The organism is Pedobacter aquatilis, from assembly GCF_032678405.1.
GTDB lineage: Bacteria > Bacteroidota > Bacteroidia > Sphingobacteriales > Sphingobacteriaceae > Pedobacter > Pedobacter aquatilis_A.
Genome location: NZ_JAVTSJ010000002.1, coordinates 225,327 through 250,641, shown reverse-complemented (window position 1 = coordinate 250,641; position 25,315 = coordinate 225,327). Strand labels below are relative to the sequence as shown.

Here is a 25,315-nt window from a genome sequence, read left to right as displayed (position 1 = left end):
CTAATTTTGTTTTTTGTTGTTGCGAAAGCATATTTTTACCACAAAAATTTTTCAATAAGCATGATTTCAACCGAAGATTTATATCAGCATTACCTTAAATACCCGGTAATTTCTACCGATACCCGCAACATATCTGAAGGTTGTATTTTTTTCGCCCTTAAAGGCGATAACTTCAATGCTAATACTTTTGCCACTCAGGCGATTGAAAAAGGTGCTGCCTTTGCAATTATTGATGAAGAACAATATCTGCTTAACGAAAAATGCCTTTTGGTTGATGATGTTTTAACCGCTTTACAGGATTTAGCGAGACATCACCGCAAACAATTAAACATTCCGGTAATTGGCCTCACAGGCAGCAACGGTAAAACAACCAGCAAAGAACTGATTAATGCTGTTTTAGCTGAACGCTATAAAACCTTTGCTACTTTTGGCAACCTGAACAATCATATTGGTGTTCCACTTTCTATCTTGTCTATTCGTAATGAGGTTGAAGTTGCAGTGATTGAAATGGGTGCTAATCATCAGAAAGAAATAGAATTACTCTGCACCATAGCCCAACCAACCCATGGCATTATTACCAACGTAGGGATGGCACATCTGGATGGCTTCGGTGGTTTTGAAGGTGTAAAAAAAGGCAAAGCGGAACTTTATGCTTATCTAAAGGCAGTAAATGGCTACACATTCATCAACAGAAACAATACATACCTGATGGAAATGAGTGCTACAGCGGGTTTATCTAAACTGATTTTCTATGGCACCGAAAATGGCAATACCATCAAGGGTACATTAAAAAGCAGCGATCCTTTTATTGAGGTAGAATGGACAAACCACGAACTATCTTCAACAGTAGCAACCAACTTAACGGGGAGCTATAACTTTGAAAACATTCTTGCGGCGATTTGCATAGGCGACTTCTTCGAGATGAACCCGGAAGAAATAAACAAGGGCTTGTCAAATTATCAACCCAAAAACAATCGATCGCAATTAACGAAGACTGAAAACAATACGGTTATTTGCGATTTTTACAATGCGAACCCTAGTAGTATGGCTGCCGCATTGACAAATATTTCTGTTTTAACCGCTGAAAAGAAAGTTGCCATTTTAGGCGATATGTTCGAACTTGGACCTGAATCAGAAAAACAACATGAATTAATAGCCCACCAGGCAATAGAAAGCGGAATTGACCGGGTTATTTTTATAGGGAAATATTTTTATGCTTTAAAAAACAATTACGATGCTGTTTTCTTCGAAACACCTGCTGAGGCTACTGAATATCTTACCAAAAATAAAATAACCGGTTCGTTAATATTGTTAAAAGGATCACGCGGAATGAAGCTTGAAAGCCTGCTGCAATACTTATAGATTTAGCAGGCTCCCTAATTTATTTAGTTTCTTCGATTAAAACCCCGACATCGCTAACTTCTAATAGCGGATTATCTCGCATGTTTTGTTCTATTTCGATTTCGAACTTACCGCTGTGCGCAAAGTGGTAGTTGGTTAACAGGCGGAAGGTATAATTAAAAACATTACCTGAACCACTGCCAAGCCACTCTCCATCATTTTTTGCCAGTTTAAACTGGTAGCGTTTGGTAACCATTCGTTTTCCATCCTTAAAATGTGAAAGGATAAATATATTGGCATAACGATAATCGGCAGTGTGCCTTAGCTTAAAATAAATGTTATACGGTTTTGTATTATCCTTTATTTCGAAAGGCACTTTTAAATGGTTACGATAAGTCCACTTCCGCTCCGGAATCTCTACATTACTATCTACAACGCTTGAATAACATCCTGAAAGGATTGTTGCGAAAAGTGCAATAACAAGTAAAAATACCTGTTTTCTATTCAGCAGCCGGTTTATTATCAGCACCATTGTTGTTATTTCTGCGGTTATTATTTTTCCTGCGGTTATTCCTGTTTTTATTTTTGCTTTGCTCTGCAGATTTCTCTCCAGTAGCAGCTGTACCTTCTACCTTAGCTACAGGCTTTTGTACCTGCGCTTGTTGCGGTTTAGGTGCATTTTGAGGTTTATTACCTTGATGCTGACTTTTCTGATTACCCTGTTGTTGAGGCTTTTGGTTATTTTGCTGAGGCTTCTGCTGATTTGGGTTTTGAGGCTTAGCCTGAGCAGGTTTATCATTGCCCGGATTTCTATCTCTTCGGTTCTGATTATTATTACGATTATTTTTCTGATTTCTGTTGTTATTATTTCTGTTCTTAGAGCGCTCATCCAAACGGGTTAAGCTATCCTGACCAACAACATTTTCATAATCGAAAGATTTTTCCACAACTGCAGGCGCAGCAACCTGAATAGCTTCATCTTTAAGGTTAGGTACTTTTTTACCAGCCTTGTTTAAAGCCATAATTTCCTTTACTCGGGCGGCTTTTACCGGAATCCAGTTCTCATCGCCCTGGTAACTAAACCACATAATTTTTTTGAAAATATCTGTTTTCTGATGACGGGCATAACCTGCCTCAGTATCGAGATTTTCGATTCTATCCGGAATATCTTTTAGGGCATCCAAATAAGTATCAAGCTCGTAGTTTAAGCAGCATTTAAGTTTGCCACATTGCCCGGCAAGCTTTAAAGTATTTAAGGATAGGTTTTGATAGCGTGCCGCAGCCGTAGAAACTGTTTTAAAATTGGTAAGCCAGGTAGAGCAGCATAATTCGCGGCCACAAGAACCTATTCCACCCAGGCGGCCAGCTTCCTGGCGCATACCAATCTGACGCATTTCTATACGAATACGGAAACTCTCAGCCATTTTCTTAATCAGCTCTCGAAAATCGACGCGTCCATCAGCGGTATAAAAAAAGGTCGCCTTGGTTTTGTCGGCCTGGTAATCAACATCGCTGATTTTCATCGACAAACGTAAATCCAGCGCTAGTTTGCGGGCTTTATGCATGGTTTCCCATTCCATCTCTTTCGCGGCATTCCACTTTTCCACATCAGCTTCAGTGGCTTTTCGATAAATCTTTTTCGTAACCTGGTCTAGCTGGGTTTTACGCCTTTTCATCTGTATTCGAACCAGTTCGCCAGTAAGCGAAACATGACCAACATCGAAACCACCTGTTGGGCCTTCTACCGCAACAAGCTCACCAATTTCGAGATAAATGTTTTCGCTGTTTAGAAAAAATTCTTTCCGAGAACCTTTAAATTTAATTTCTGTAACCTGAAAAGGTTTATAACTAGATGGCATATCCAAGTTGGATAACCAGTCGTGAACTTCCATTGTCTGGCAACCACCGGTGCCACATGAGCCATTACTCTTGCATCCATTAGGGGTGCAACCACCACCTGTTGAACAACTTCCACATCCCATAATTAATTGTATATATATTGAGTCCCCTGAGGGAGCGTTTTAAACCTGATAATTTTTACCAACTGTAAAGATACATCTAAAAACAGAATTTTTGGGTTTGCATTCCTTTCAATGTGGTAGTGTGCCTTTTCGAGCTCGGCAATAATTGCCTCTGCCATGGGCAATGTTAATACGTGCTCGCTTAATTTTTTTGCGGTTTCGAGTGTTAGGGGCGGTAATTTCACCAAAGTTTCGGCGCCGCTAATAATCAGGCAGCATTCGCGTAAATAGTTTACACCATACTTTAAAAAATTCTTCTGATTTTCCCTTCCCCATTTGGCAGCTTCATCGGTAAAGTCGATTAAATCGGGCACTTTATTTCCGAATCCCATCCTTAACCAGCTTGTAAATGTTCCTGAACTATCGTTTTGTACATCGGCAGCTAAAGCTTTCGCTTCGATTAAATTCCCATCGGCTAAAAAAGCATAATCAATAGCCTGGCTTTCATTAAGCTCACTGTTTTCACGTAAATAGCCTGAAACTTCTTCACCAGTTAATTTTGGAATCTTAACAATTTGTGTACGTGATAGGATGGTACTTAGAATCTGGTCCTGGCTTTGTGCCACTAAAATGAATAATGTATTTGCCGGTGGTTCTTCAATTAATTTCAGTAAAGCATTCCCCGACTTATCAAGATACTCCGGCAACCACATAATCAGTACCTTTGTTTCTGCTTCAAATGCTTTATAGCTCAGTTTTTTAATAATATCGTGGCATTCGCCAATTGGGATATTAGCTTGTTTATTTGCGGCTTCGAGTTTTGAACGCCATATATCCATGTCGAAATACGGATCTTGGAGCAGCATATTGCGCCAATCATCTAAAATATCTACTGCCGTTTTTATATTCGAAGAAGCAAAGAAAGGGTAAGAAAAATGTAAATCGGGGTGAATTAATCTTTCATACTTTCTGCAACTTGAGCACTCCCCGCAACTGTCGGTTTCTTTTTTATCTAAACAATTTATGTATTGCGCATAGGCAATAGCTAAAGGCAAAGCACCGGAGCCAACCGGCGATAAAAAAAGCTGGGCATGGCTAACACGGTTTTCTTTAACCGTTTGCACCAGGTGTTGCTTAATTCGCTCTTGTCCGATTATTTCTTTAAACTGCATTTGGTGCAAAATAAGAAATAGATATGAATTGTTGAGTATCTGAGCTGATAATTTGACTTTACCAAAACTGCATACCAATAAAATTATCTCTATTAACAACTTCTAAAAAAATTGATTTTATTTTAGGGTATCTAAATGCGCTAACCATTTTTATAAAATAAAACGCATCTTATCGATAATAGTACAGGACATCTTCTAGAAGAATAATTAAAAGGTTACAACAGCAACAATACTTTGTTAATTTTTCAAAACCAGATAATCTGGATAGTTATGCCTAACTTTTCAATAAATTGTAAATAATATGAAAAAACTCTTCCTAATATTATTAATGCTATGTACTCTTTCAAGCTATGCTCAACGTAAAATGATCGAAACGATCTTTAAAACCAAAAGCAAAAACTATAGAATATATCGATACGAATATAACGGCTTTACCTCTTTTGAAGATGCAAATTATGTAAGGCCCAAACTTAATGATTTGCAAACGCCTTTTGCTTACGCTCAAGAGTTACTAACCTGGGATAAAGAAAAAATTAAAAATATTGTAAATGCAGAAGTAATTTCTAAACTGACTGATAAAGAAAAAAATAAATATGGCAAGACATTTAAGATAATATTCGATTTGAATTCTGCTGATTTATCAATAAAGAGTTTTGAGACATCTTTATTTACAGATGAGGGCTTTAACTATAAACTCTTAGCCAACCTAGATAAAAAATTAAGAAAGGAAATTGTATTTAAACCACGAAAAGATATTTCCGGCTATCAGCAGAGATCACCTATTTTTTATGTTAATTGTACTGTAAAATTAAGTGATTTGTAAAGAAGAGCTAATGGATGTAGATTATAATACAAATAGCAGCATTCTTAATGCCTAAAATTATTGCAATTAAATTCTCCGGATAAATTAAAATTAGTGGGCACTTACCCAGGTTACGTTTATTTTGTTGAAAAATTTTCGCAAATACGCAACCTTAGCTATACACCTGGCTTAATACCCCGTGCACTTTCTTTAATTATGCCTAACTTTTCAATAAATTGTAAATAACATGAAAAAACTCTTCCTAATATTGCTAATGGTATGTACTCTTTCAAGCTATGCTCAATATAAAGTTGACAAAACCGTTTTTAAAACCAAAAGCAAAACCTATAGAATATCGCGGATCGAATATAACGGCTTTACCTCTTTTGAAGATGCAAATTATGTAAGGCCCAAACTTAATGATTTGCAAACGCCTTCTGCTTTCGCCCAAGAGTTACTAACCTGGGATAAAGAAAAAATTAAGAGTATTGTAAAAGCAGAAGTAACTTCTAAACTGACTGATAAAGAAAAAAATAAATACGGCAAGATGATTGAGATCACGTTCGATTTGAATTCTGCTGATTTATCGATAAAAAGCTTCCGAACATCATTATTTACAGATGAGGGCTTTAACTATAAACTTTTAGCCAACCTAGATAAAAAATTAAGAAAGGAAATTGTATTTAAACCACGAAAAGATATTTCCGGCTACCAGCAGAAATCACCTGTTTTTTATGTAAGTTATGGCATAAAATTAAGTGATTTGTAAAGAAAAGCTTAAGCGATGTAGATTATAGATATCAATAGCAGTATTTTTTTATACTTGAAAACAGATATTTACTAGAAATAGCACACAATAGTAATTAGATTTTTACAGTACACCTTAAATTTGTTATTTAAAAAGATTTAACTTTTCAGGTTTATATATATAGTTGGTTTTCATTATCTTTGAACCCCAATCGACCCAAACTAAACTAACTATTGCCATAAGAATGAACTTTTTAAAGTCTTCGTTATTGCTTTTTTTATTGCTCTCAACAATAACAAGCTTTAGCCAAAAAAAATTGAAAACGATTAAAATAGTTGTTTTCGATGAAAAGAACCGCCCTTTCGAAAACGTAACCGTAGAGCTTTTGCTTGCCAAAAATTCATCACTTATCAAGGCTGCTAAAACCGATAAAAAAGGTGTTATTATTTTTAACCAGCCGGCTCCGGGAAATTATGTTTTTAGCGTTCACACTGTTGGTTACGAAACGCATAAAACAACAACAATAAAATCTCCGTTTGTGCTTTCTACATTAAGCATCAAAATATTACCAACAAACCAGGTATTAAAGGAAGTCGTAATTGATGGTAACCGACCTGCTATACAACATATTCAGGGTAAAATTGTACTAAATGTTGATGCATCGACAACCAATTTAGGGACCACGGTTTTAGAACTGCTTGAGAAATCGCCAGGGGTGATGGTTGATAAAGAAGGAAGCATAAGTTTACAGGGAAAGTCCACTGTTTTGGTTATGATCGATGAGAAACCAACTTATTTAACCGGAAGCGATTTAACAAATTTACTGTCCAGCATGAGCTCTGCCCAGGTTAGCCAGATTGAATTAATTACAAATCCATCAGCAAAATACGATGCCAGTGGAAACGGCGGTATTATTAACATTAAAACAAAAAAAAATACACAGGAAGGCTTTAACGGATCAATAACAACTATAGGCGGATGGAGCCGTGATTATAAAAACAACAATAGCATTCTTCTAAACTACAGAAAGGGAAAGATAAATACTTTCGCTACGGCAAGTTTTAACACCAATAACAACTTTACAGATATTACCGCATTAAGGCAATATTTTAATCAAAACAATGCTGTTAATGGCATTCTCGACCAAAACACTGCCTTAAAAACCTTAACCCATTATAAGTTTTTAAAAACCGGATTGGATTTTTACGCCTCTAAAAGCACAACCATAGGCCTTGCTTTAAGTGGTACATTGATTAAAAGAGATGGGCAGAGCGATGCTATAGCCACCTGGAAAAAATCTTCAGGAACGATTGACTCAGCAGTTTCAACAAACAGTAGCAGTCTTTACAAATTCAGCAATGGCGCTGTTAACTTAAACCTGAAGCAATCTATTGGTGAAAATCAGGATTTATCAGTTGATCTTGACCTGCTGAAATATAGCATGAACAACAACCAGGAGTTCACCAATAAATTACTAACAACAAACGGCTATACTTCTGGTACAGATGTGGACGTTCCATCTACAATAAAAATATTTTCAGCAAAAGCTGATCATACAGCACATCTTGGTAAAAATGCACAGCTGGAATCCGGATTTAAATCATCATCAATAAACACCGGTAATATAGCTGATTATATAAACTTTAACGGAACCAACCGATCGGCTGATTTAAACAGAAGTAATCATTTTCAATATAAAGAAAATATAAATGCAGCATATACCAGCTTTACGCAGAAATGGGAAAAATTTAATGCCCAGGTAGGCATAAGGTATGAACATACCGATTACAATGCGCATCAGCTAGGTAACGCCATAAAACCAGATTCATCATTTTCAAGAACCTATGGGAATTTCTTCCCTTCGGGTTATTTAAGTTATGAAGTTGATTCATTAAATACGATTACTTTAACCGCAAGCAGAAGAATAGATCGTCCTGCCTATCAGAAATTAAATCCATTTGTATTTATCGTAAATAAATACACCTTACAACGCGGCAACCCATACATTACCCCACAGTACAGCTGGAATATGGAGCTGAGCCATCGATTTAAACAACTTATAACGACAACGGTTTCCTACAGTATTATTAAAAATTATTTTTCACAGCTTTTCTTATCTGAAGGGACAAACATCTTAATTTATACCGACGGTAATGTTGGCGAAATGCATAACCTCGGCGTATCAACCTCAATACAATTTACACCTGCCAAGTGGTGGTTGTTTAACGGACAGGCTAATTTTAACCACAAAAAATTAGAAGGTTATCAAAACATAAGTTATAGCTCTTCAGTTAACCAATTTCAGTTTAGTTTAAATAACCAATTCAGTATCAGCAGAACTTTCAACGCCGAACTTTCTGGTTATTACATTACAAAAGCACGAAACGATTTACAGGAGTTGCTTTATCCAACAGGTCAGGTATCAGCTGGTATCGGAAAATCTATTTTAAGAGGAAAAGGGAATTTAAAACTAAGTGCCAGGGATATATTCTTTACGCAAGCTATGGAAGGGCTAACTGACTTTCCACAGGCACAGGAATATTTTAAACTTACCCGCGACAGCCGACTCTTTGTATTGAGTTTTACTTATAGGTTCGGAAAACCGCTAAAGGCGGTTAAACGTTCGAATGGTGGTGCAACCGACGAGATGAAAAGAGCCGGATCATAGGTCGGCTTCATAAGGAAACCGGCGTTAAAAACGCGTTTTATCAAAAAACCTTACCTTTGGGCTCTTATTATTTTATATGGCCCGAATTCTTGCTTTCGATTACGGAACAAAACGTATTGGTATTGCGGTTACCGATCCTTTGCAGATTATTGCTACAGGTTTGGATACCGTACACCCTAAAGACGCAATAGAATACATCAAAAAATATATGTTAACCGAACCGGTTGAGGCATTTGTTATTGGTGACCCGAAACAAATGGATGGCTCTGACTCAGATTCGAAACAACATGCAAAAGGCTTTTCTACCTTATTGAAAAAAGCGTTTCCTGCCATTCCTCAATTTTGGGTAGATGAACGCTTTACCTCTAAAATGGCACATCAAACCATTATGCAAAGTGGGTTGAAAAAATCAGACCGGCAGAACAAGGAAAGGGTAGATACAATTGCAGCTACCCTCATCCTACAATATTTTATGGAAACTAACCGTTTATAACCAAATAAAATGAGCCTGATAAACGACGATTTACAAGAATTATTGATCAACTACTGCGAACCCGAAAACGAATTATTACAACAAATCGATCGGGAAACAAACCTGAAAGTACTCATGCCGCGTATGATTTCTGGTCATTACCAGGGCCGGGTTTTAAGCATGCTAAGTAAAATGGTTGCTCCCGAAAGGATTTTAGAAATTGGTACATTTACCGGCTATGCAACATTATGTTTAGCAGAAGGGCTTACTAAAAACGGTATCATCTATACCTTAGACATTAATGTAGAGTTAGAAGACATGGTTCGTTCTAATTTCGAAAAATCGCCATCTAACGATAAGATTAAATACATTCTCGGCGATGCGACACAAACTGTTAATGAACTTAACGAAACTTTCGACATTGTATTCATAGACGCTGACAAGAAAAACAACGGTACTTATTACGATTTAATTTTTGATCGTGTAAGGCCAGGCGGAATCATAATTGTTGACAATGTATTGTGGAGTGGAAAAGTGCTTCAGGATAAACAAGATAAAGACACTAAAAATATTACTAGCTTTAATGATAAAATAGCTGATGATGAACGCGTTGAAAAATTAATTCTTCCCGTTCGCGATGGCTTATTTGTGATTAGGAAACTAGGTTAACCTTTAATTGGTTAGCTAAATAAAACCAAACATCATGAAACTAATTACCTTTTGCTCCGTTTGTTTGCTCTTGTTATCAGGATTGATAACAAAAGCGCAAAGTACAGAAGATTATATTTCAGAACATGTGGAATTTGCTCAGGGTTTAATGCGTGACCATAAAATCCCGGCGAGTATAATTCTTGCAGTTGCCATTCACGAATCTGCATCAGGTAACAGCCGCATTGCGCAACACCTCAATAATCACTTTGGCGTGAAGGGACCAAACAGTAATGAAGAAATCCGTTCCTCCTATCGTGATTATTTAAGTGCCGATGAATCTTACAGCCATTTCGTCGAAATTATGGAAACCCGCTCGCCGTTCAATAACCTTTTTGAAAAGTATGATCAGTACGATTATCAGGGTTGGGCGAGGGGCATCCAACGTTCGGGTTATGCCCGCAGCAGAACCTGGGCAAGCCAGGTTATCGCCCTGGTAAAAAAATACGAGCTTTATCAGTACGACGAAAGACCGGATGGATATGAGGAGCCTGTTTACGCCCATAGCACTTATCGCCATAAAAGCAAAAAACACAAAACAACAAATACTTATACGGTTAAAACAGGCGATAATTTAAGTATTATTGCAAAAAAGAAAGGCACTACAGTTAAAGCCATTATGCAAAAAAACGGGATGAAGAAGTCGAACCTGAAACCCGGGCAGAAGATAAAGCTGTAACGGTCTATGCTTAATTAAACTAATCTGAAAAATGAAGATACAATATTTCTATCTGGCGTTAATCGTCGTTTTACTAAGTTCATGCTCATCGCGAAAATTCTCAAGAAACAATAAACAGATAGAAAAAGAAGCTAATAAGGCTAATAATAACACCTATAAAAGCTACAATACTTTAAGTTATATTGATGAGTTTAAAGCCGTAGCCATCGAAGAAATGAATGCCTACGGTATTCCGGCAAGTATTACACTAGCTCAGGGCATTTTAGAATCGGGGAGTGGAAATAGCGATTTGGCCAAATACGCAAACAACCATTTTGGCATCAAATGTACATCCGACTGGAAAGGGAAAAACTATTTCAGAGATGACGACCAGAAGAATGATTGTTTCAGGGTTTATAAAGATGCCCGAGAATCTTTTAAGGATCACTCAGAATTTTTAAAACGTAAACGGTACAGCGCCTTGTTTCAGCTCGATAAAAACGATTACAAAAGCTGGGCACAAGGACTAAAACAAGCAGGTTATGCAACTAATCCAAAATATCCTGATTTACTGATCAATACTATCGAAAAGTACCAGCTTTACCAATACGACCAATCGGAAACCGAAAAGCAAAAAATTGCCAGGGAAGACCGCGTGTTTACAGAAATTAACCAGAATATCCCAAAAGAAAAAGCAAAATTCACACCTGTTGAAACACCTCCGCCAGGTGCAAAACCTGTTCTGGCCGATGGAACATATACCGTAGTTAAAGGCGATACACTTTATAACATCGCTAAGCGTTTCAACATCAGTGTTGATGATTTAAAAATATTAAACAATATGACAACTGATGGCATTAAACTTGGACAGGTGCTGAAAGTTAAATAGTGTTAATCAAAATTTTAGCAGCCTAGTAAGTTGTAGCTTTGTTATCCAATGAGATTTTTAATTGCTTTTCTATTATTTTCTTGCCTCACGGCAACGCTTTATGCACAAACAAAACCTGTGCAGGGCGTTGTTATTGATAAGGAAACGAAGCAGCGGCTGGCTAAAGTTTATATTTACAATACCCGAACCGGCGATGGGCTTTACAATACTACAAAAGGTGAGTTCAGCACTTTTGCGATTCCGGGAGATACCCTTGTTGCGGCTTTATCTGGCTATGGGGTTGATACCGTAATTTTTAAAGGCCAGCCTGCAGCATATTTCCAGCTAAAATCTTTAGGCATTCGTTTAAGGGATGTATTAATCCAGCAGAAAAAGCTTTCGCCGCAGGCGCAATATGAAAAAACCATAAAGGAATATCGTTATGCCACAGAACGTGGAAGCAGTAAAAATTTACTGAACTTAGGAAATGGCGGTGTAGGTTTGGGTATCGATGCGATTTACAATTTACTAAGCAGGCAAGGGAAAAATGCACGTCATTTACAGAAAATTTTGGAGAAAGATTATCGCGAAGATATGATTGATTATCGGTTTACCCCCAATCTGGTAAAACAAGTGCTAGGCATTAAAGACCCTGAACTTACCGATTTTATGCAGCAATACCGACCGACCTATCAGTTTGTTCTTGAAGCAAATGATTATGCATTTAATCTTTTTATCAGAAATGCCTACCGAAGCTATCGGATAAACCCACAGGCTTTGCGCTTACCAACTCTTCCACAACTTAGTATAGACAAGTTTTGAAAGCACCGATACTGATTGTAAAGAAACTACCCGCTGAAGGGATGGCAATTTTTCCTTTCATCATGTTAAAGAAAAACAGTTATAAAACTGACCGGGAGATTATCAACCATGAAAAAATACACCTCAGGCAGCAGCTCGAACTTTTAATCTTTCCCTTTTACATTTTGTATTTAGTGAATTATTTAATCAACAGGCTTCGGTACAAAAGTCATGATCTTGCCTACCGCAACATTCTTTTTGAACAGGAAGCATATGCTCACGAAAACAACTTGAATTACCTGAAAACGGGTAACTGGTTTGGTTGGCTCAGGCTAAAAAAGCTTTAAATTCAGCGGGTTTTACTTCAATATTTCAGGTGTTTAAGGCAAAATCATTTTGTTAAACCTTTTAATCTCTAATTAATTTTCTTTTTCTTTGTAAGCAATGAAGAATTTTATAGCCTCCATCATCATCGTTTTAAGCCTTGTTTCTGCGAAATTATATGCTCAGGAGATTGATACAATTCCTATCAACACCAAAGACCTGAACATTAAACTTAAGCGTAATCCACTACCAAGCCGCACCTTGCCTTTATCTTTCGAGCCGGTTAAACTTCGCCCTGCAATTGTAAATGCGAAAGTTAACTACTGGAAAACTAAGACATCAATTGGTATAAATATTAACCAGGCACAGTTTAGCGATAACTGGAAAGGTGGTGGTGTAAACTCTATCGCTGTTGGTGGTTTGTTAAACTGGAAAGCGGAGTACAGTAAAAACAGCTATAGTTATGTAAGCGAGGTTATTCTTCAATATGGAAAAATTAAGAACAAGGACCAGCTGCAAAAGAAAACCAACGACCGTATTTTCTGGGACAATAAGGCTTCGTTCCAGATGTCGAAAAACTGGTATTTCTTTGGTTCAGTAAGTTTTGAATCACAGTTCGACAATGGTTATTCATATTCTACAGTAAACGGAGTAGAAACACCGACGCTAATTTCCAAGTTCATGGGACCAGGTTATTTAACTGAATCGGTCGGTTTTGAATACAAGCCAAACAAATATTTCTCTACACGTATTGGTACCGGAACAGCCCGCCAGACTTTCGTTTTAGACACGGCATTATATCGTACTAACTCAAAAAATTATGGTGTAACACCAGGCAAACAATTCAGAAATGAACTTGCATTTCAAATTGTATCTGCTTTCGATAAAGATATTTTCACCAATACCAATTTAAAGGCGAGGTACGCAATGTTTATTCCTTATGAAGACATTGCCTTTAAACGCGTTGACCATAGGTTAGACGTAGCATTAACTGCAAAAATTAACCGTTATATGAATACCAGTTTAACAGGTGTTTTGCTTTATGATATGGATACAGGCACAAATAAAGTTCAGGCCAGCCAGACACTGGCGCTGGGTTTTGCCTTTGTTTTCCCAAGATAAGCTTAGCCTCCAGTTTTGCCGTTTTCCCAGTAACAGGTTGTTTGTATCTGCTTGTAACTAACGCCTTTTTCTTTAAGGTATTTTTTAAATTTCTGAACAGATTTACCTCTGCCGGTAAGATAAAAACTGGCATCTTTCCACATTTCCCAACATTTAGGGTGCATATTTTCCATCCAGGTTATTGCATTTTCGGCAGGCGCCATAATTTCAGAAGGAACGGCATCAATAAGCAGTTTGATATTATTTAAGGCTTCTTCATTTTCCTCCTTTATTTCCAGAATACCAAAATATTCATGTTCCAGTTCTCCTGCAACAGCGCCAAACTGCTCATACAAACCAATGCTGGTTTCATCCCCAAAAAAGAAATGCTGGTTGGAATTAAAATTGTATTTTATTTTAGCATTGTCAGCAATGAGCTTTAGAGAATCTCCTTTCTGGAGGTTTACCGCCCAATTATTGCCAACACCTTTTCGGTTCAGAAACAAGATAATTTCACAGGTTTCATTTTCACGATTAAAATCAGACAGGGTGTAATGGCGGTATTCGTTGGCATTAACACGGAACAAAACTTCATTTCCGGGAACGAAATCAGCCTCCACAAAATCCCCTTTCAGGGTAATTTTTTTTAGATTACTGCTCAACATCCGGGTTTCAGTAACTACTACTTCAAATATTTTATTGCTGATGATTTTTTCCATTGTATCGGCCAGCCATGATGGTAATTTCGGCATCGTATTCATTTCTTTAGTAACTTTGGCCAAAATTAATTGTCAAATGCCTGGGTCATTTTACATCAAAAGGATTAAAACTTACACAAAAGGGATTTTATGGCAATAAGCATTTACGATAACAATAACCAGAAATACGTAGTCGGCGATTTGATCGATACGGATAAAGTTAATCTGCCGCTGGTTACCGAGCGAAGGGAGAAATTCAGTTTTCCCTTCGGCGATGCCGAACTCGTTCAGATTGCTTTCTCCGGTATTTTTATTGTTTATGGCGATGTTGTGGTTAAAGAAAGTCGCTTGCGGGTAAAATCAATTGATGAGCAGGAAATGGTGGAGCTCCATTTTGCGCTAAAAGGTGATGGAATTATCGAAAATTTTTTAACTAACAGAAAGCATTCCATGAAATCGAACCAGCACAATATCTTTTATTCGCCCGGTTTCGATGGTATTGCCGAGTTTGCAACAAATGCTCCAAATAAATTTTTCGAAATCCATTTTCAGCGTGATAAATTTGTTGACCTTACAGGCGAAAGCAGCACTTTATTAAAGCGTTTTGGCGAAAAAATTATGAACAATAAGGCTGTTGAGTTATCGCCACAAAACCTTTCGATAAGCTTAGCAATGCATAATTGCATAGCCGACGTAATGAACTGCAACTTTACCGGAGGGCTTAAACTATTGTTTCTTCAGTCGAAATGTGTTGAGCTTTTAGCTTTGCAGGCGCAGGCGTTTGTTGCTGCCGATAAGAATACAAATAAAGCTACGATAAAATCGGATTATGACAGGGACAGAATCTACTATGCCCGTGAGTATCTTATTAAGAACATTTATAATCCGCCTTCTTTAACAGCACTTGCAAAAGTGGCCGGCATAAACGAGTTTAAATTAAAACAAGGGTTTAAAGAAGTTTTTAACCATACTGTTTTTGGCTATTTGAGTGACTATAAATTGATGCAGGCCAAAGATTTACTTGCTGACAAAACAAAAGACATCAAAATCATAGCCGACGAATTGGGCTATTCATCTGTTCAGCATTTTAGTAATGCATTTACTAAAAAATTCGGCATTAGTCCCGGTAAAGCAAGGTGATCAGCAAATGCTGACATAAATTGCAAAACCTAAATCTTTTTATGCTTTTTCTTTAAATCCAGATAATCTACATAGTACAAAACCTTAACGGATAAGCTATTGTTTTGAGGTGTCGCGAGAATTCCATTCAGGTTTTTGTTGTAGCGTTGTGTATAGAAAGTATCGTAAGTTTCGGCGGCATCCTTGTAAGACAAAGAGAGTGTACTACCTGGTGCAAATTGCCAGGTATAGATCAAATCGATATTAAACACATTATAATTTCTATCGGTTCCGGTTAATGCCGGTCCCTGATAATCTGTTAAGTTTCCATCTGCTTTAAGCAGGTAGAACTCCTTATTTCTCCTGTCGCTCCAATAGTGCCTCAACACTACCGTTACTCCCATCAAATTGGTAAAAGTGTATTTTGCATCGAAAGAGTTCTCAACAGTTCTTCTGTCGTATTTAGAGAAAATGGCCTGACTTCCCTGCGCTGTTACCCAATTTACATAATTATAATCAGGGTTAAAGTTTAAATCTAAGCCAAAAGCTATCTTATCATTTAACCTGAAGTTTTGAAAAAAGTAGTAATTAAATGATTCGCCATTAAAAAGCTGTTGCTTAAAATAACGGATATTACCACCGAAATTATAAGCCTTTGCCCTGTTTGGATTAATATATAAGCCAAGGCCAAAGTTTCCGGGTTTGCGGTACACCTGCCCGTTTCTTGCTTCATAAAAATCGTTGGCTCTTGCATCATAACTTAAATCGAGCTCTGCCGACCATAGGTTTTTAAACCTCATATAGGAGCCGGTATTAAACCCCGAACTCTGGTAATCGCCGGGTGTAGCTCTTCGCGAATATAAAAGGTTTAGCCAGCTTTGCCACTCGTTATACCATTTAGTTGGCTTATATGTGTTGTAACCGAAACCCAGTCGCTGATCTAAAAAGTTATTGTTGGTAAAGAAGCCCATATCCGATGGGTCAAATTTATCATCAGCATATACCTGATTATAATTCCAGGTAAAATTACCACTTTGTTTTCCGAAACGGAGGGTATAACTGTAACCTGTGCTTGTTTCTTCGCCACGCAGGTAGCTCATTTTTCCACCTCCGTTAACAAAATATTTGTTTCCCTTATTGCTTAGGTTAAAAAGTAAGGCACTAACATTGGCATCATAAGCACTTCCTTGCCTTAAAACATTGGTATTAATAAAAGTTGCCGAGCTATTATTCTTTAAAGACTGATCGAAAACCAGGATATTATAATTGGTTAATGGTTGCGTTTCAACCTCACGAATATTTCCGTTTGCATCTTCAACCTCGGTTTTCATGCTGCTTGTAACGGCATTAAAAATACCTATACCTAATCCTTTAGCGGTGCGCCCCGAAATTTTAGTTGCATTTAAAACCTTTGCTTCGGTTTGGTCTTTAAGTATTTTATCGGTACTGCTGATGCCGCTGTAATTGTAATAGGATGGAATAGAACCAATACGTTTAGAGTAGAATAAATCGCCCCTGTTAAATAGCTCGGTTCCCTCGGTAAAAAACTGCCTGTTTTCATTGAATTTTACTTCGAAGGGCGTTAGGTTTAAAATACGGTTGTCGGATTGTACCTGGCCAAAATCGGGTACCAACGTCATATCCAGCGTAAAACTATTATTTATCCCGTATTTAACATCCATACCACCATTAAACCGGGTAGTCGTATTTTTTACACCAGGGAGGTTTACCGGGTAATGATTTAAGTAAGCAGAAAGGTATGGCGAAAAAGAAAGTCGAAGTGGTGGCTTAATATCTTTAATTCCTGTAAAAAGTCCTTCCTGATTAATAAAGCCATTTACCGTTGGGTTAACAAAATTCCAGAATGTTTGTGTATTTGAGCGCTGTATTCTCCGGCTAAAATTTAGTCCCCAGTTCTGAACATCTTTACCCGAAAAACGCAGGGCAGAGTAAGGGATTTTCATTTCACAGGTCCAGCCTTTATCGTCAATTTTAACTGCACTTTCCCAAACTGCATTCCAGTTAGGGTCTTCATCGCCAACCTGCGAATATTTTGCATCGAATTGTACGCCTGCTGCCGTAACAAAAAATCCATTTCCATTCATTTTATCGTAAAACGGATCAACAATTATGGAAATAAAATCGGCATTACCAATATTATCACGCGAAACCAGCTCATGCGAAACGCTGTCCTTATCGTCGTACATACGGGCATAAACATAAATGGCTACATCATCATAAAGCACTTTCATCTCTGTCCTTCTATCTTGCTTCTCAACCCGTCCTGGAACAGGTCTTATTTCAAAGAAATCGGTAGCAATGGGAACATTTACCCAGCAGGCATCATCTAATACACCATCTATTTTGGGCGTTTCAGCAGTACGTACTGCTTTTAATTCCTTTTGTTTAGCTGGATCTTGAGCAAAGACAAGGCTCATTGATAACACAAACAAAAAGGTTAGATAGGATTTCATAGGTTTGGTTTGATAAGCATAAGACTACCAATTATTTTAAATGTTGCACAATTTGAAAATTATTTTAGGTTTTTGGAGTACAGTGTAGCTGCATTAAACTCAGCTGCTTTCTGTGTTCTGCTTGTAAGCTTTACTTGGTCGATACTTCCTTGCTGCAAAGTACGGCTTCACTGTAGGGCTGGTTCGCTAATTTGTGCTGTTTTTTAACATTGAGATAGCAAGCCCTTGTGCTTAAACCCGACAGGAGCGTAAATACTTTTTATTTGCAGTTACCCTGAATGTGTTATCATGCTGAGGCACGAAGCATCTGCAACCGATGAAACAGATGCTTCGTGCCTGATTATGACGGCAGCCAATAAAAAGATTGAAGCAAATGGCGGGACCGAAGGCTGCCAAATGCTAACGACCGTTCATTTCCAAAAATTAATCATCTGCATTTATTTTAACCAAATATTTTTGACTTTGTGGTGCAGCGATTTACAATCAAAATTTGATACATTTGCCTTTTATTAAAAAACAAGTGGCTTTTGCTTAAGGGCAACAAGCTTTTAGCTTATAAAAAGATGTTTGATAATTTACAGGACAAGCTAGACAGAGCGTTTAAAGTACTAAAAGGACAGGGTAGCATTACGGAAATCAACGTGGCCGAAACCATGAAAGAAATTCGTAAAGCATTATTAGATGCCGATGTTAACTATAAAACAGCCAAATCATTTACCGATGATGTTAGGCAAAAAGCATTAGGTGAAAATGTATTAACGTCGGTTTCGCCAGGACAGTTACTTACTAAAATCATGAACGATGAACTTGCTGCCCTAATGGGTGGTGAGGTTACCGAGCTTGAAACCAAAGCAAATCCAACCATCATATTAATTGCAGGTTTAAATGGTGCCGGTAAAACCACTTTCGCTGGTAAACTGGCTTTACACTTAAAAGGCAAAGGCAAAAAACCATTATTAGTTGCAGGCGATATGTACCGCCCGGCGGCGGTAGACCAGCTGGAGGTTTTAGGAACTTCGGTTGGGGTGTCTGTTTATGCAAACCGCGAATCGAAAGATCCGGTTGGAATAGCCTTAGAAGGTATTGCGCATGGTAAACAAAATGGCAATAATGTAATCATTATCGATACGGCAGGTCGTTTAGCAATTGATGAATCGTTGATGAACGAGATATCGGAAGTTAAGGCTAAAACGCAACCACACGAAATTTTATTCGTTGTGGATTCGATGACCGGTCAGGATGCTGTAAATACAGCAAAAGTATTTAACGACAGGCTCGACTTTACTGGAGTTGTATTAACCAAGCTAGATGGTGATACCCGTGGTGGTGCTGCGCTTTCGATAAAATCGGTAGTGAACAAGCCAATTAAATTTATTGGTACGGGCGAGAAAATGGAAGCACTTGATGTTTTCTATCCGGACCGTATGGCATCGCGTATTTTAGGCATGGGCGACGTAGTTTCCCTTGTTGAGCGTGCACAGATGCAATTTGATGAAAAGCAGGCTGCAGAGTTACAAAAGAAAATCCGCAAGAATAAATTCGATTTCAACGATTTCTATAACCAGATTCAGCAAATTAAGAAAATGGGTAATATGAAAGATTTGATGGGTATGATTCCGGGTGTGGGTAAAATGATGAAGAATGTTGATATTCAGGATGATGCATTCAAATCGATAGAGGCGATTATAAACTCGATGACACCATTTGAAAAAGAAAATCCTGATGCTATTCAGCAAAGCCGTCGCTTACGTATTGCAAAAGGCTCGGGTAGTAAAGTTGAAGAAGTTACCAAACTGATTAAGCAATTCGAAGATATGCGTAAAATGATGAAGCAGTTTTCGAACCCGGCAGCCGCTGCAGCTATGATGAAAGGTATGCCTAAAATGCCTTTCGGAAAGCGATAAGTTTTGAGCGGAAAGCAAAAACAGCATATTTATAAATTAAAATCCCAATCAGAAATGGTTGGGATTTTTTTTGGAAACAACATTTTGGTTGAAGTTTCAACCGTTTAAAGAAATAGGCCAAATAATGTTAGCTTTCCTTACCGTTGGTTTCCAACCAACGGTATTTAAATAATTCTTTCTATATTAGTAAAACTCATCATTCATTCCCCGAATAAACATAACATCCCGATAAATTTTATTAAAAATTAATGCTTGTAAAAACATACGGGAGTGCTGTTTATGGTGTAAATGCATTAACCATAACCATCGAGGTAAGCATCAGTGGTGGCAACAAATATTTTATGGTTGGGCTGCCTGATAACGCAGTTAAGGAAAGTTTGCAACGCGTAGAAAGCGCCATTCATGTAGCAGGTTTCCGAATGCCCAGGCAAAAAATTGTTGTTAACCTTGCGCCTGCCGACATCAGAAAAGAAGGTTCTGCGTATGATTTGCCTATAGCAATTGGGATTTTAGCGGCTTCAGGTCAAATCCCTGCCGAAGAACTGGAAAACTACTTTATTATGGGTGAGCTTTCTTTAGATGGTGTAATCCAACCTATAAAAGGGGCTTTACCAATTGCCATACAGGCACAGCAAGAAGGTTTTAAAGGTTTTATACTGCCGAAGCAAAATGTTCGGGAAGCTGCCATAGTTGATGGTTTAATTGCTTATGGCGTAGAAAGCCTGGCGCAGGTAATCGCATTTTTTAAAAAAAATGAACCCTTAGAGCAGGTTAAAATAAATACCAAAGAGGAGTTTCTAAAAAACATAGACAATTATGAACACGATTTTGCCGATGTTAAAGGGCAGGAAAACATTAAGCGTGCTTTAGAAATTGCCGCCGCAGGAGGGCATAACGTAATTTTAATTGGCCCACCTGGGGCTGGAAAAACCATGCTGGCGAAGCGCTTACCAACTATTTTACCTCCCTTGAATTTATATGAAGCCTTAGAAACGACCAAAATACATTCTGTTGCAGGCAAGCTATCCGCTGCAGATGCCTTAATGACCATCAGGCCATATCGATCGCCACATCACACAATTTCGGACGTGGCTTTAGTTGGTGGTGGAATGAATCCGGCTCCGGGAGAGATTTCTTTGGCACACAATGGGGTGTTATTCCTCGACGAACTTCCGGAGTTTAAAAGAACAGTTTTAGAGGTGATGCGGCAACCATTGGAAGACAGAAAAGTAGCCATTTCGAGGGCTCGTTTTTCAGTAGAATACCCCGCAAGTTTTATGCTAGTAGCGTCTATGAATCCTTGTCCCTGTGGTTTTTACAATCATCCGGAAAAAGAGTGTGTTTGTGCGCCGGGCGTAGTGCAGAAATACCTGAGTAAAATTTCAGGGCCTTTACTAGACCGTATCGATTTACATGTGGAGGTAACACCGGTAAATTTCTCTGAGCTGGCTTCATCCCGCGAAGCGGAAAAAAGCGAACAGATCAGGGCAAGGGTAATTAGGGCACGAGAAATTCAGGACCATCGCTTTGCCGATAAAGACGATTTGCACTATAACGCACAAATGAGTCCGAAAATTGTGAGGAAAGTTTGCCAAATCAGTGACGCTGGAACATTATTGCTTAAGTCGGCGATGGAAAGACTAGGTTTATCTGCACGAGCTTACGACAGGATTTTAAAAGTTGCCCGCACCATTGCCGATTTAGATGGAAGTGATACCGTTGAACTGGAACACCTTGCAGAAGCCATCAACTACAGAAGCTTAGATAGGGATGGTTGGGCAGGATGAAACCCCGAAATACTATAATCCTCTTGACATAAGCTCCGCCCGAATCTTTTTTATATTGTTAATGTTCACAATTACAATTGGCAGCAGTGCTATAGGTATTACAGTTAAGGCGCTAAAGCCTTTTTTAAAAGCTGTGATTAAGTTGATAACAAATAATAATGCTAAAGCAACCGCAAGTATCGAGGTCATCACTTTTATTGATTTCTCCGTTTTAAGTAAATCTTCATTACTCATTTCAGCTAAATTCTTCTCTTTCATTGTATTTTTTTATTAAGAATTAATTCCATGTTTTTTACCGAACCTAAGGGAGCAATTTTAATCCTTTTACTCCCCTTGGTCAGATAAAAATAATATACACTGTTAACATCAATCAGGTAAACTACTTCAGATTCGCCACCGCTGTAATTTAAAACATGATCATACTTAAGGGTATTGTTATTAATCCGTTTTGCCAATTTTTTCCCTTGTCCAAGGCCAATACCAATAAAGAAAGAAAACAGGCCGCAGGCAAAAAGAACAGCAAAAAAACTTGTGAAATGATTTGCAATCTGCTCTTCACTAAGCGATTCAGCATTTTTTAAACTCGATAATTTTTGCGCCCATTTTTTATCACGTTTTTTAGCTAAAAATGCAGGATAGGCGTACAAAACGATTGCGAAAAGCACGACCCCAACAAACGCAACCAGATTAGATGTTAAGGTTGCAATAGGGCTAATTAAAATATCCATCAGGCTAGAATATTTTAAAATATTAATGTCAATCTGGTAATAAAAAATGCTCTCTTTAAGTATACCCAATACCACAAGGAAAAGGTAGCCAAAGGGAAGTAGTTTTTGTAGGTTTTCTGAGAATTTCATCTTGATAGCGTTTAGATAAAATTGTTAAGGATACCTTAATCAATTCGTATTTGCCCGCAAAATAAAAAATTATCTCAAGCATTTACCTAAGCCTGATTCGCTATCCATTAATCCGAACAGTTTATATCTTTTATCACATTGACCATAAGCTCAATTAACAACCCTATCATAAAGAAATCAAACAACTAATAATCAATATATTAAAAACGTATCCCAGTAGAAATACCCGATGTTCTTGAAGCTAAAATACGCGCTTCATAATTTGCTTGGCACAGTGATTGTAATGTGCCTGTTACATTTAACTAACCGAATCTGGCAACTACCTGGCAGGTTCACTATGAAAAACAAAACATGAAAAAGACAGTTCAAATTTTTAGCATGCTTTTAATAGCATTAACCGTGATGGTATCTTGTAAGAAAGATACAGACCCTGCAGACCGGGATTTCTTTATTGGTACTTACAATGGAACGGTTTCTTACCGAAACAGCGAAACCACAATTAATAGTTCTGACGGGAAGGTAACTGTAAGTAAGGTTGGCGAAACTTATAACTTTTATTTCGGCAGTGGCATTCCTGATATAACCGGAGTGAAGTTTGAAAAAACCGGCGATAACAGTTATGTAAGTATTGGTTCTGGTTTAACCGGTATTAGCATTGATGCCAGCACCTTAAAAATGCTCGTTTCTAAAGACGGCCAAACCTGGACAGCCAACTGTACCAGATAGTAAAAAAACAAAAAAGTCACGGCATTTTACCGTGACTTTTCATTATAACTCATCTTCTTCGTCCTCTTCTTCAGGCACGTAACTTTCAATTGCCTGTCCAATAGCATTTACTTCTTCGTCTTCCTCAAAAATTGGCAGTTCCGTTTTATAATCCATCTTCAGCCAGATTGCCGAAGTATCCTTAATAATCTGAATATATTCTTTGCCATCCTTAAAGATGGTATAAGTATCATTTCCTTCCGGAAAAACCGAATAATTTATTTGGTCTAACGCTATATCAAATGGTTCTTGCATCGCTAATATTTTTCTACGAAGATAATGCTTAAAAGCGTATTATTTAAGCGCTCTTAATTTGAAAAGCAACGGTACAGTATTTCATCGGCTTTACAGTCCCGCCATTCACTTCAATCTTTTTGTTAGCTGTAGTAAATAACCCCCGCAGGTTTTAAAAACCTGCGGGCGTTGAAAGGATATCCGGCAAAAAGTATTTCCGCTGCTGTCGGGTTTATAACGAGCGGTTCGCTCCAGCAAAATGTACTAACTAAAAAATTACCTGCCTTTGCTTAAAATCTGCTTCAATTGTATTACTTTACGCCTAACATTTACCCTACAGAAAGAAAGATGAAGTTAACGTTTTGGGGCGCTGCGCAACAAGTAACAGGAAGTATGCACCTGCTCGAAGTTGGACATTATAAAATACTGATAGATTGCGGCTTAGATTATGAGAAAGAGACCTACCAGGAAGAAAATCAGCAATTCCCTTTCGATCCGGCCAGCATTAACCTCGTTATTTTAACCCATGCACACATCGATCATTCGGGCAATTTACCTACACTTGTACGCCTCGGTTTCGATGGGCAAGTGCTTTGTACACCACCAACTGCCGATTTAACAGCCATATTACTTTTCGATTCTGTTGAGCTGTTCTTAAGAAAACAAAGCCGAAAACCGCGTACTAAACGGGGTAATTTCAGCGGGCCAAAACCCTTATACCTGCACAAGCACGTAATGGATACCATTGATAGGTTCGTAACCATTGCTTTTAACAAACCCTTCAGCATTAATGGCGATATCAGCCTAACATTTATTCCGGTTGGACACTTATTAGGTGCTGCAGCAGTGGTTTTAACCATAAATGAGAATGGCGAAGAAAAGAAAATCGCTTTCTCAGGCGATATTGGACGGGAAAACTATCCGGTTTTAGTTAAACCTGAAGTTCTTCCTGAAGTCGATTATTTTGTTTGCGAATCTACTTACGGTGGGCGTTACCATACAAAAGACCAGACACTGGAAGAAAGACTGGTAAAAGAAATTGAAGAGGCTTGTATCAAGACACCAGGACGATTAATCATCCCTGCTTTTAGCATCGGCAGAACGCAATCGCTGGTTTTTGCATTGAACCAGATTTTCACAAAAAACCTATTACCGCCAGTTCAGATTTTTGTAGATAGCCCAATGGCCATTCAAGCGACCGATGTTTACCGTAAACACCATAGCCTTGTTAACCAGGAAGCAAAGGATTTCTACAAAACAATGGGCGATGAGTTTGAATTTGAGCATCTGGCCTACGTTCAAACCATGAAAGAAAGTAAAGATGTTTCCAATTATTTCGACCCGTGTATTATTATCTCTTCTGCCGGGATGCTCGAAGGCGGACGTATTCAGGATCACCTTTATTACAACATTCAAAATTATTATTGTACAATTCTTTTCATTGGTTACTGTGCTAAAGGAACTTTAGGCTATAAACTGCTAAGCGGTGCACCAATTGTTCGGATAAAAGACCGCGAAATGATGGTTTATGCAACAATCCGCCAGACGGATTTGTTAAGTGGCCACGGCGACCATGACGATTTAGTTAAAACGGTTAAACAAACAGGCCAACCGAAAAAGGTTTTTCTGGTTCATGGAGAGGATAAAAACTTGCAAAGTTTAGCAGCAGCGCTACAAGAAGATGGTTTTAATGTTGTAGCACCCGAAAGAGGGGAGATGTTTGAGATTTAATGTACCTTGTCCTTTTTGAGCATAGCAAAAATCTATAACACAGTTGTCCAAAAACGGTAAGGGACCGGGATAAATTAAAGCCAACTTTCTATCGCTTGCGGATTCTTCATTGCATTTAGAAT

At 38.0% G+C, this 25,315-nt stretch carries 24 protein-coding genes; 16 read left to right on the top strand and 8 right to left on the bottom strand.

What is annotated here, in order from left to right; all coding sequences use genetic code 11:
- Positions 1-60: 60 nt before the first annotated feature.
- On the top strand, positions 61-1,362 hold the full coding sequence (locus R2R71_RS06505; RefSeq protein ID WP_316830447.1) for a UDP-N-acetylmuramoyl-tripeptide--D-alanyl-D-alanine ligase: 1,302 nt from the start codon (positions 61-63) through the stop codon (positions 1,360-1,362).
- 19 nt (positions 1,363-1,381) lie between these two features.
- Here the strand turns inward: R2R71_RS06505 and R2R71_RS06500 are convergent, their stop codons facing one another.
- The 3 genes from R2R71_RS06500 to R2R71_RS06490 are packed head-to-tail and all read right to left on the bottom strand — an operon-like array spanning position 1,382 to position 4,474.
- On the bottom strand, positions 1,382-1,873 hold the full coding sequence (locus R2R71_RS06500; protein WP_316830446.1) for a gliding motility lipoprotein GldH: 492 nt from the start codon (positions 1,871-1,873) through the stop codon (positions 1,382-1,384).
- Complete coding sequence (locus tag R2R71_RS06495; protein WP_316830445.1) at positions 1,842-3,323, bottom strand: regulatory iron-sulfur-containing complex subunit RicT; 1,482 nt, start codon at positions 3,321-3,323, stop codon at positions 1,842-1,844. Before R2R71_RS06495 ends, R2R71_RS06500 begins: the two co-directional genes overlap by 32 nt.
- 2 nt (positions 3,324-3,325) lie before the next feature.
- Entirely contained in the window at positions 3,326-4,474 is a 1,149-nt protein-coding gene (locus R2R71_RS06490; RefSeq protein WP_316830444.1) for a hypothetical protein, read from the bottom strand.
- A 301-nt stretch (positions 4,475-4,775) separates the two neighbouring features.
- Here R2R71_RS06490 and R2R71_RS06485 point away from each other — a divergent pair, with 301 nt between their 5' ends.
- The 10 genes from R2R71_RS06485 (at position 4,776) to R2R71_RS06440 (ending at position 13,645) form a co-directional block, all read left to right on the top strand.
- Positions 4,776-5,297 carry a hypothetical protein gene (locus R2R71_RS06485; protein ID WP_316830443.1) on the top strand — a complete coding sequence of 174 codons (522 nt, stop codon included), beginning with the start codon at positions 4,776-4,778 and terminating at the stop codon, positions 5,295-5,297.
- 226 nt (positions 5,298-5,523) lie between these two features.
- Positions 5,524-6,045, top strand: coding sequence for a hypothetical protein (locus R2R71_RS06480; protein ID WP_316830442.1), 522 nt, complete (start codon positions 5,524-5,526; stop codon positions 6,043-6,045).
- A gap of 295 nt (positions 6,046-6,340) precedes the next feature.
- Complete coding sequence (locus R2R71_RS06475) at positions 6,341-8,692, top strand: outer membrane beta-barrel protein (protein ID WP_316830441.1); 2,352 nt, start codon at positions 6,341-6,343, stop codon at positions 8,690-8,692.
- A 76-nt stretch (positions 8,693-8,768) separates the two neighbouring features.
- Complete coding sequence (gene ruvX / locus R2R71_RS06470) at positions 8,769-9,185, top strand: Holliday junction resolvase RuvX (RefSeq protein WP_316830440.1); 417 nt, start codon at positions 8,769-8,771, stop codon at positions 9,183-9,185.
- 9 nt (positions 9,186-9,194) lie between these two features.
- Positions 9,195-9,833, top strand: a complete 639-nt coding sequence (locus R2R71_RS06465) for an O-methyltransferase (RefSeq protein ID WP_316830439.1) — start codon at positions 9,195-9,197, stop codon at positions 9,831-9,833.
- A gap of 34 nt (positions 9,834-9,867) precedes the next feature.
- Positions 9,868-10,551 (top strand): glucosaminidase domain-containing protein, encoded by a 684-nt coding sequence (locus R2R71_RS06460; protein WP_316830437.1) that lies wholly within the window; start codon positions 9,868-9,870, stop codon positions 10,549-10,551.
- Between the two features lie 31 nt (positions 10,552-10,582).
- Entirely contained in the window at positions 10,583-11,419 is an 837-nt protein-coding gene (locus tag R2R71_RS06455) for a glucosaminidase domain-containing protein (protein ID WP_316830436.1), read from the top strand.
- Between the two features lie 48 nt (positions 11,420-11,467).
- Positions 11,468-12,220, top strand: a complete 753-nt coding sequence (locus R2R71_RS06450; RefSeq protein ID WP_316830435.1) for a hypothetical protein — start codon at positions 11,468-11,470, stop codon at positions 12,218-12,220.
- Complete coding sequence (locus tag R2R71_RS06445) at positions 12,217-12,546, top strand: hypothetical protein (RefSeq protein ID WP_316830434.1); 330 nt, start codon at positions 12,217-12,219, stop codon at positions 12,544-12,546. The genes R2R71_RS06450 and R2R71_RS06445 overlap by 4 nt, the downstream gene beginning before the upstream one ends.
- A 97-nt stretch (positions 12,547-12,643) precedes the next feature.
- Positions 12,644-13,645, top strand: coding sequence for a DUF3078 domain-containing protein (locus R2R71_RS06440; RefSeq protein ID WP_316830433.1), 1,002 nt, complete (start codon positions 12,644-12,646; stop codon positions 13,643-13,645).
- Positions 13,646-13,647: 2 nt separating this feature from the next.
- Here R2R71_RS06440 and R2R71_RS06435 read toward each other — a convergent pair whose 3' ends face one another.
- Positions 13,648-14,376: a hypothetical protein gene (locus R2R71_RS06435; RefSeq protein ID WP_316830432.1), complete on the bottom strand. Its 729-nt coding sequence runs from the start codon at positions 14,374-14,376 to the stop codon at positions 13,648-13,650.
- A 96-nt stretch (positions 14,377-14,472) separates the two neighbouring features.
- Here R2R71_RS06435 and R2R71_RS06430 point away from each other — a divergent pair, with 96 nt between their 5' ends.
- Positions 14,473-15,462 carry an AraC family transcriptional regulator gene (locus tag R2R71_RS06430; protein WP_316830431.1) on the top strand — a complete coding sequence of 330 codons (990 nt, stop codon included), beginning with the start codon at positions 14,473-14,475 and terminating at the stop codon, positions 15,460-15,462.
- 29 nt (positions 15,463-15,491) lie between these two features.
- Here R2R71_RS06430 and R2R71_RS06425 read toward each other — a convergent pair whose 3' ends face one another.
- Positions 15,492-17,915 (bottom strand): DUF5916 domain-containing protein, encoded by a 2,424-nt coding sequence (locus R2R71_RS06425; RefSeq protein ID WP_316830430.1) that lies wholly within the window; start codon positions 17,913-17,915, stop codon positions 15,492-15,494.
- 563 nt (positions 17,916-18,478) lie between these two features.
- On the opposite strand from R2R71_RS06425, the gene ffh reads away from it, so the two are divergent.
- Together ffh and R2R71_RS06415 are read left to right on the top strand one after the other, a co-directional pair.
- On the top strand, positions 18,479-19,819 hold the full coding sequence (gene ffh, locus R2R71_RS06420) for a signal recognition particle protein (RefSeq protein ID WP_316830429.1): 1,341 nt from the start codon (positions 18,479-18,481) through the stop codon (positions 19,817-19,819).
- A gap of 248 nt (positions 19,820-20,067) precedes the next feature.
- On the top strand, positions 20,068-21,606 hold the full coding sequence (locus R2R71_RS06415) for a YifB family Mg chelatase-like AAA ATPase (RefSeq protein ID WP_316830428.1): 1,539 nt from the start codon (positions 20,068-20,070) through the stop codon (positions 21,604-21,606).
- 12 nt (positions 21,607-21,618) lie between these two features.
- Here R2R71_RS06415 and R2R71_RS06410 read toward each other — a convergent pair whose 3' ends face one another.
- Both R2R71_RS06410 and R2R71_RS06405 read right to left on the bottom strand, forming a co-directional pair.
- Positions 21,619-21,864, bottom strand: a complete 246-nt coding sequence (locus tag R2R71_RS06410) for a redox-active disulfide protein 2 (protein ID WP_316830427.1) — start codon at positions 21,862-21,864, stop codon at positions 21,619-21,621.
- Positions 21,861-22,463: a hypothetical protein gene (locus R2R71_RS06405; RefSeq protein ID WP_316830426.1), complete on the bottom strand. Its 603-nt coding sequence runs from the start codon at positions 22,461-22,463 to the stop codon at positions 21,861-21,863. Before R2R71_RS06405 ends, R2R71_RS06410 begins: the two co-directional genes overlap by 4 nt.
- Positions 22,464-22,814: 351 nt before the next feature.
- On the opposite strand from R2R71_RS06405, the gene R2R71_RS06400 reads away from it, so the two are divergent.
- Positions 22,815-23,189, top strand: a complete 375-nt coding sequence (locus R2R71_RS06400; protein ID WP_316830425.1) for a hypothetical protein — start codon at positions 22,815-22,817, stop codon at positions 23,187-23,189.
- 42 nt (positions 23,190-23,231) lie between these two features.
- On the opposite strand, the gene R2R71_RS06395 is transcribed toward R2R71_RS06400, so the two are convergent.
- Positions 23,232-23,483: a hypothetical protein gene (locus tag R2R71_RS06395; RefSeq protein ID WP_316830424.1), complete on the bottom strand. Its 252-nt coding sequence runs from the start codon at positions 23,481-23,483 to the stop codon at positions 23,232-23,234.
- 327 nt (positions 23,484-23,810) lie between these two features.
- On the opposite strand from R2R71_RS06395, the gene R2R71_RS06390 reads away from it, so the two are divergent.
- Entirely contained in the window at positions 23,811-25,193 is a 1,383-nt protein-coding gene (locus tag R2R71_RS06390) for an MBL fold metallo-hydrolase (RefSeq protein WP_316830423.1), read from the top strand.
- Positions 25,194-25,315: the final 122 nt, after the last annotated feature.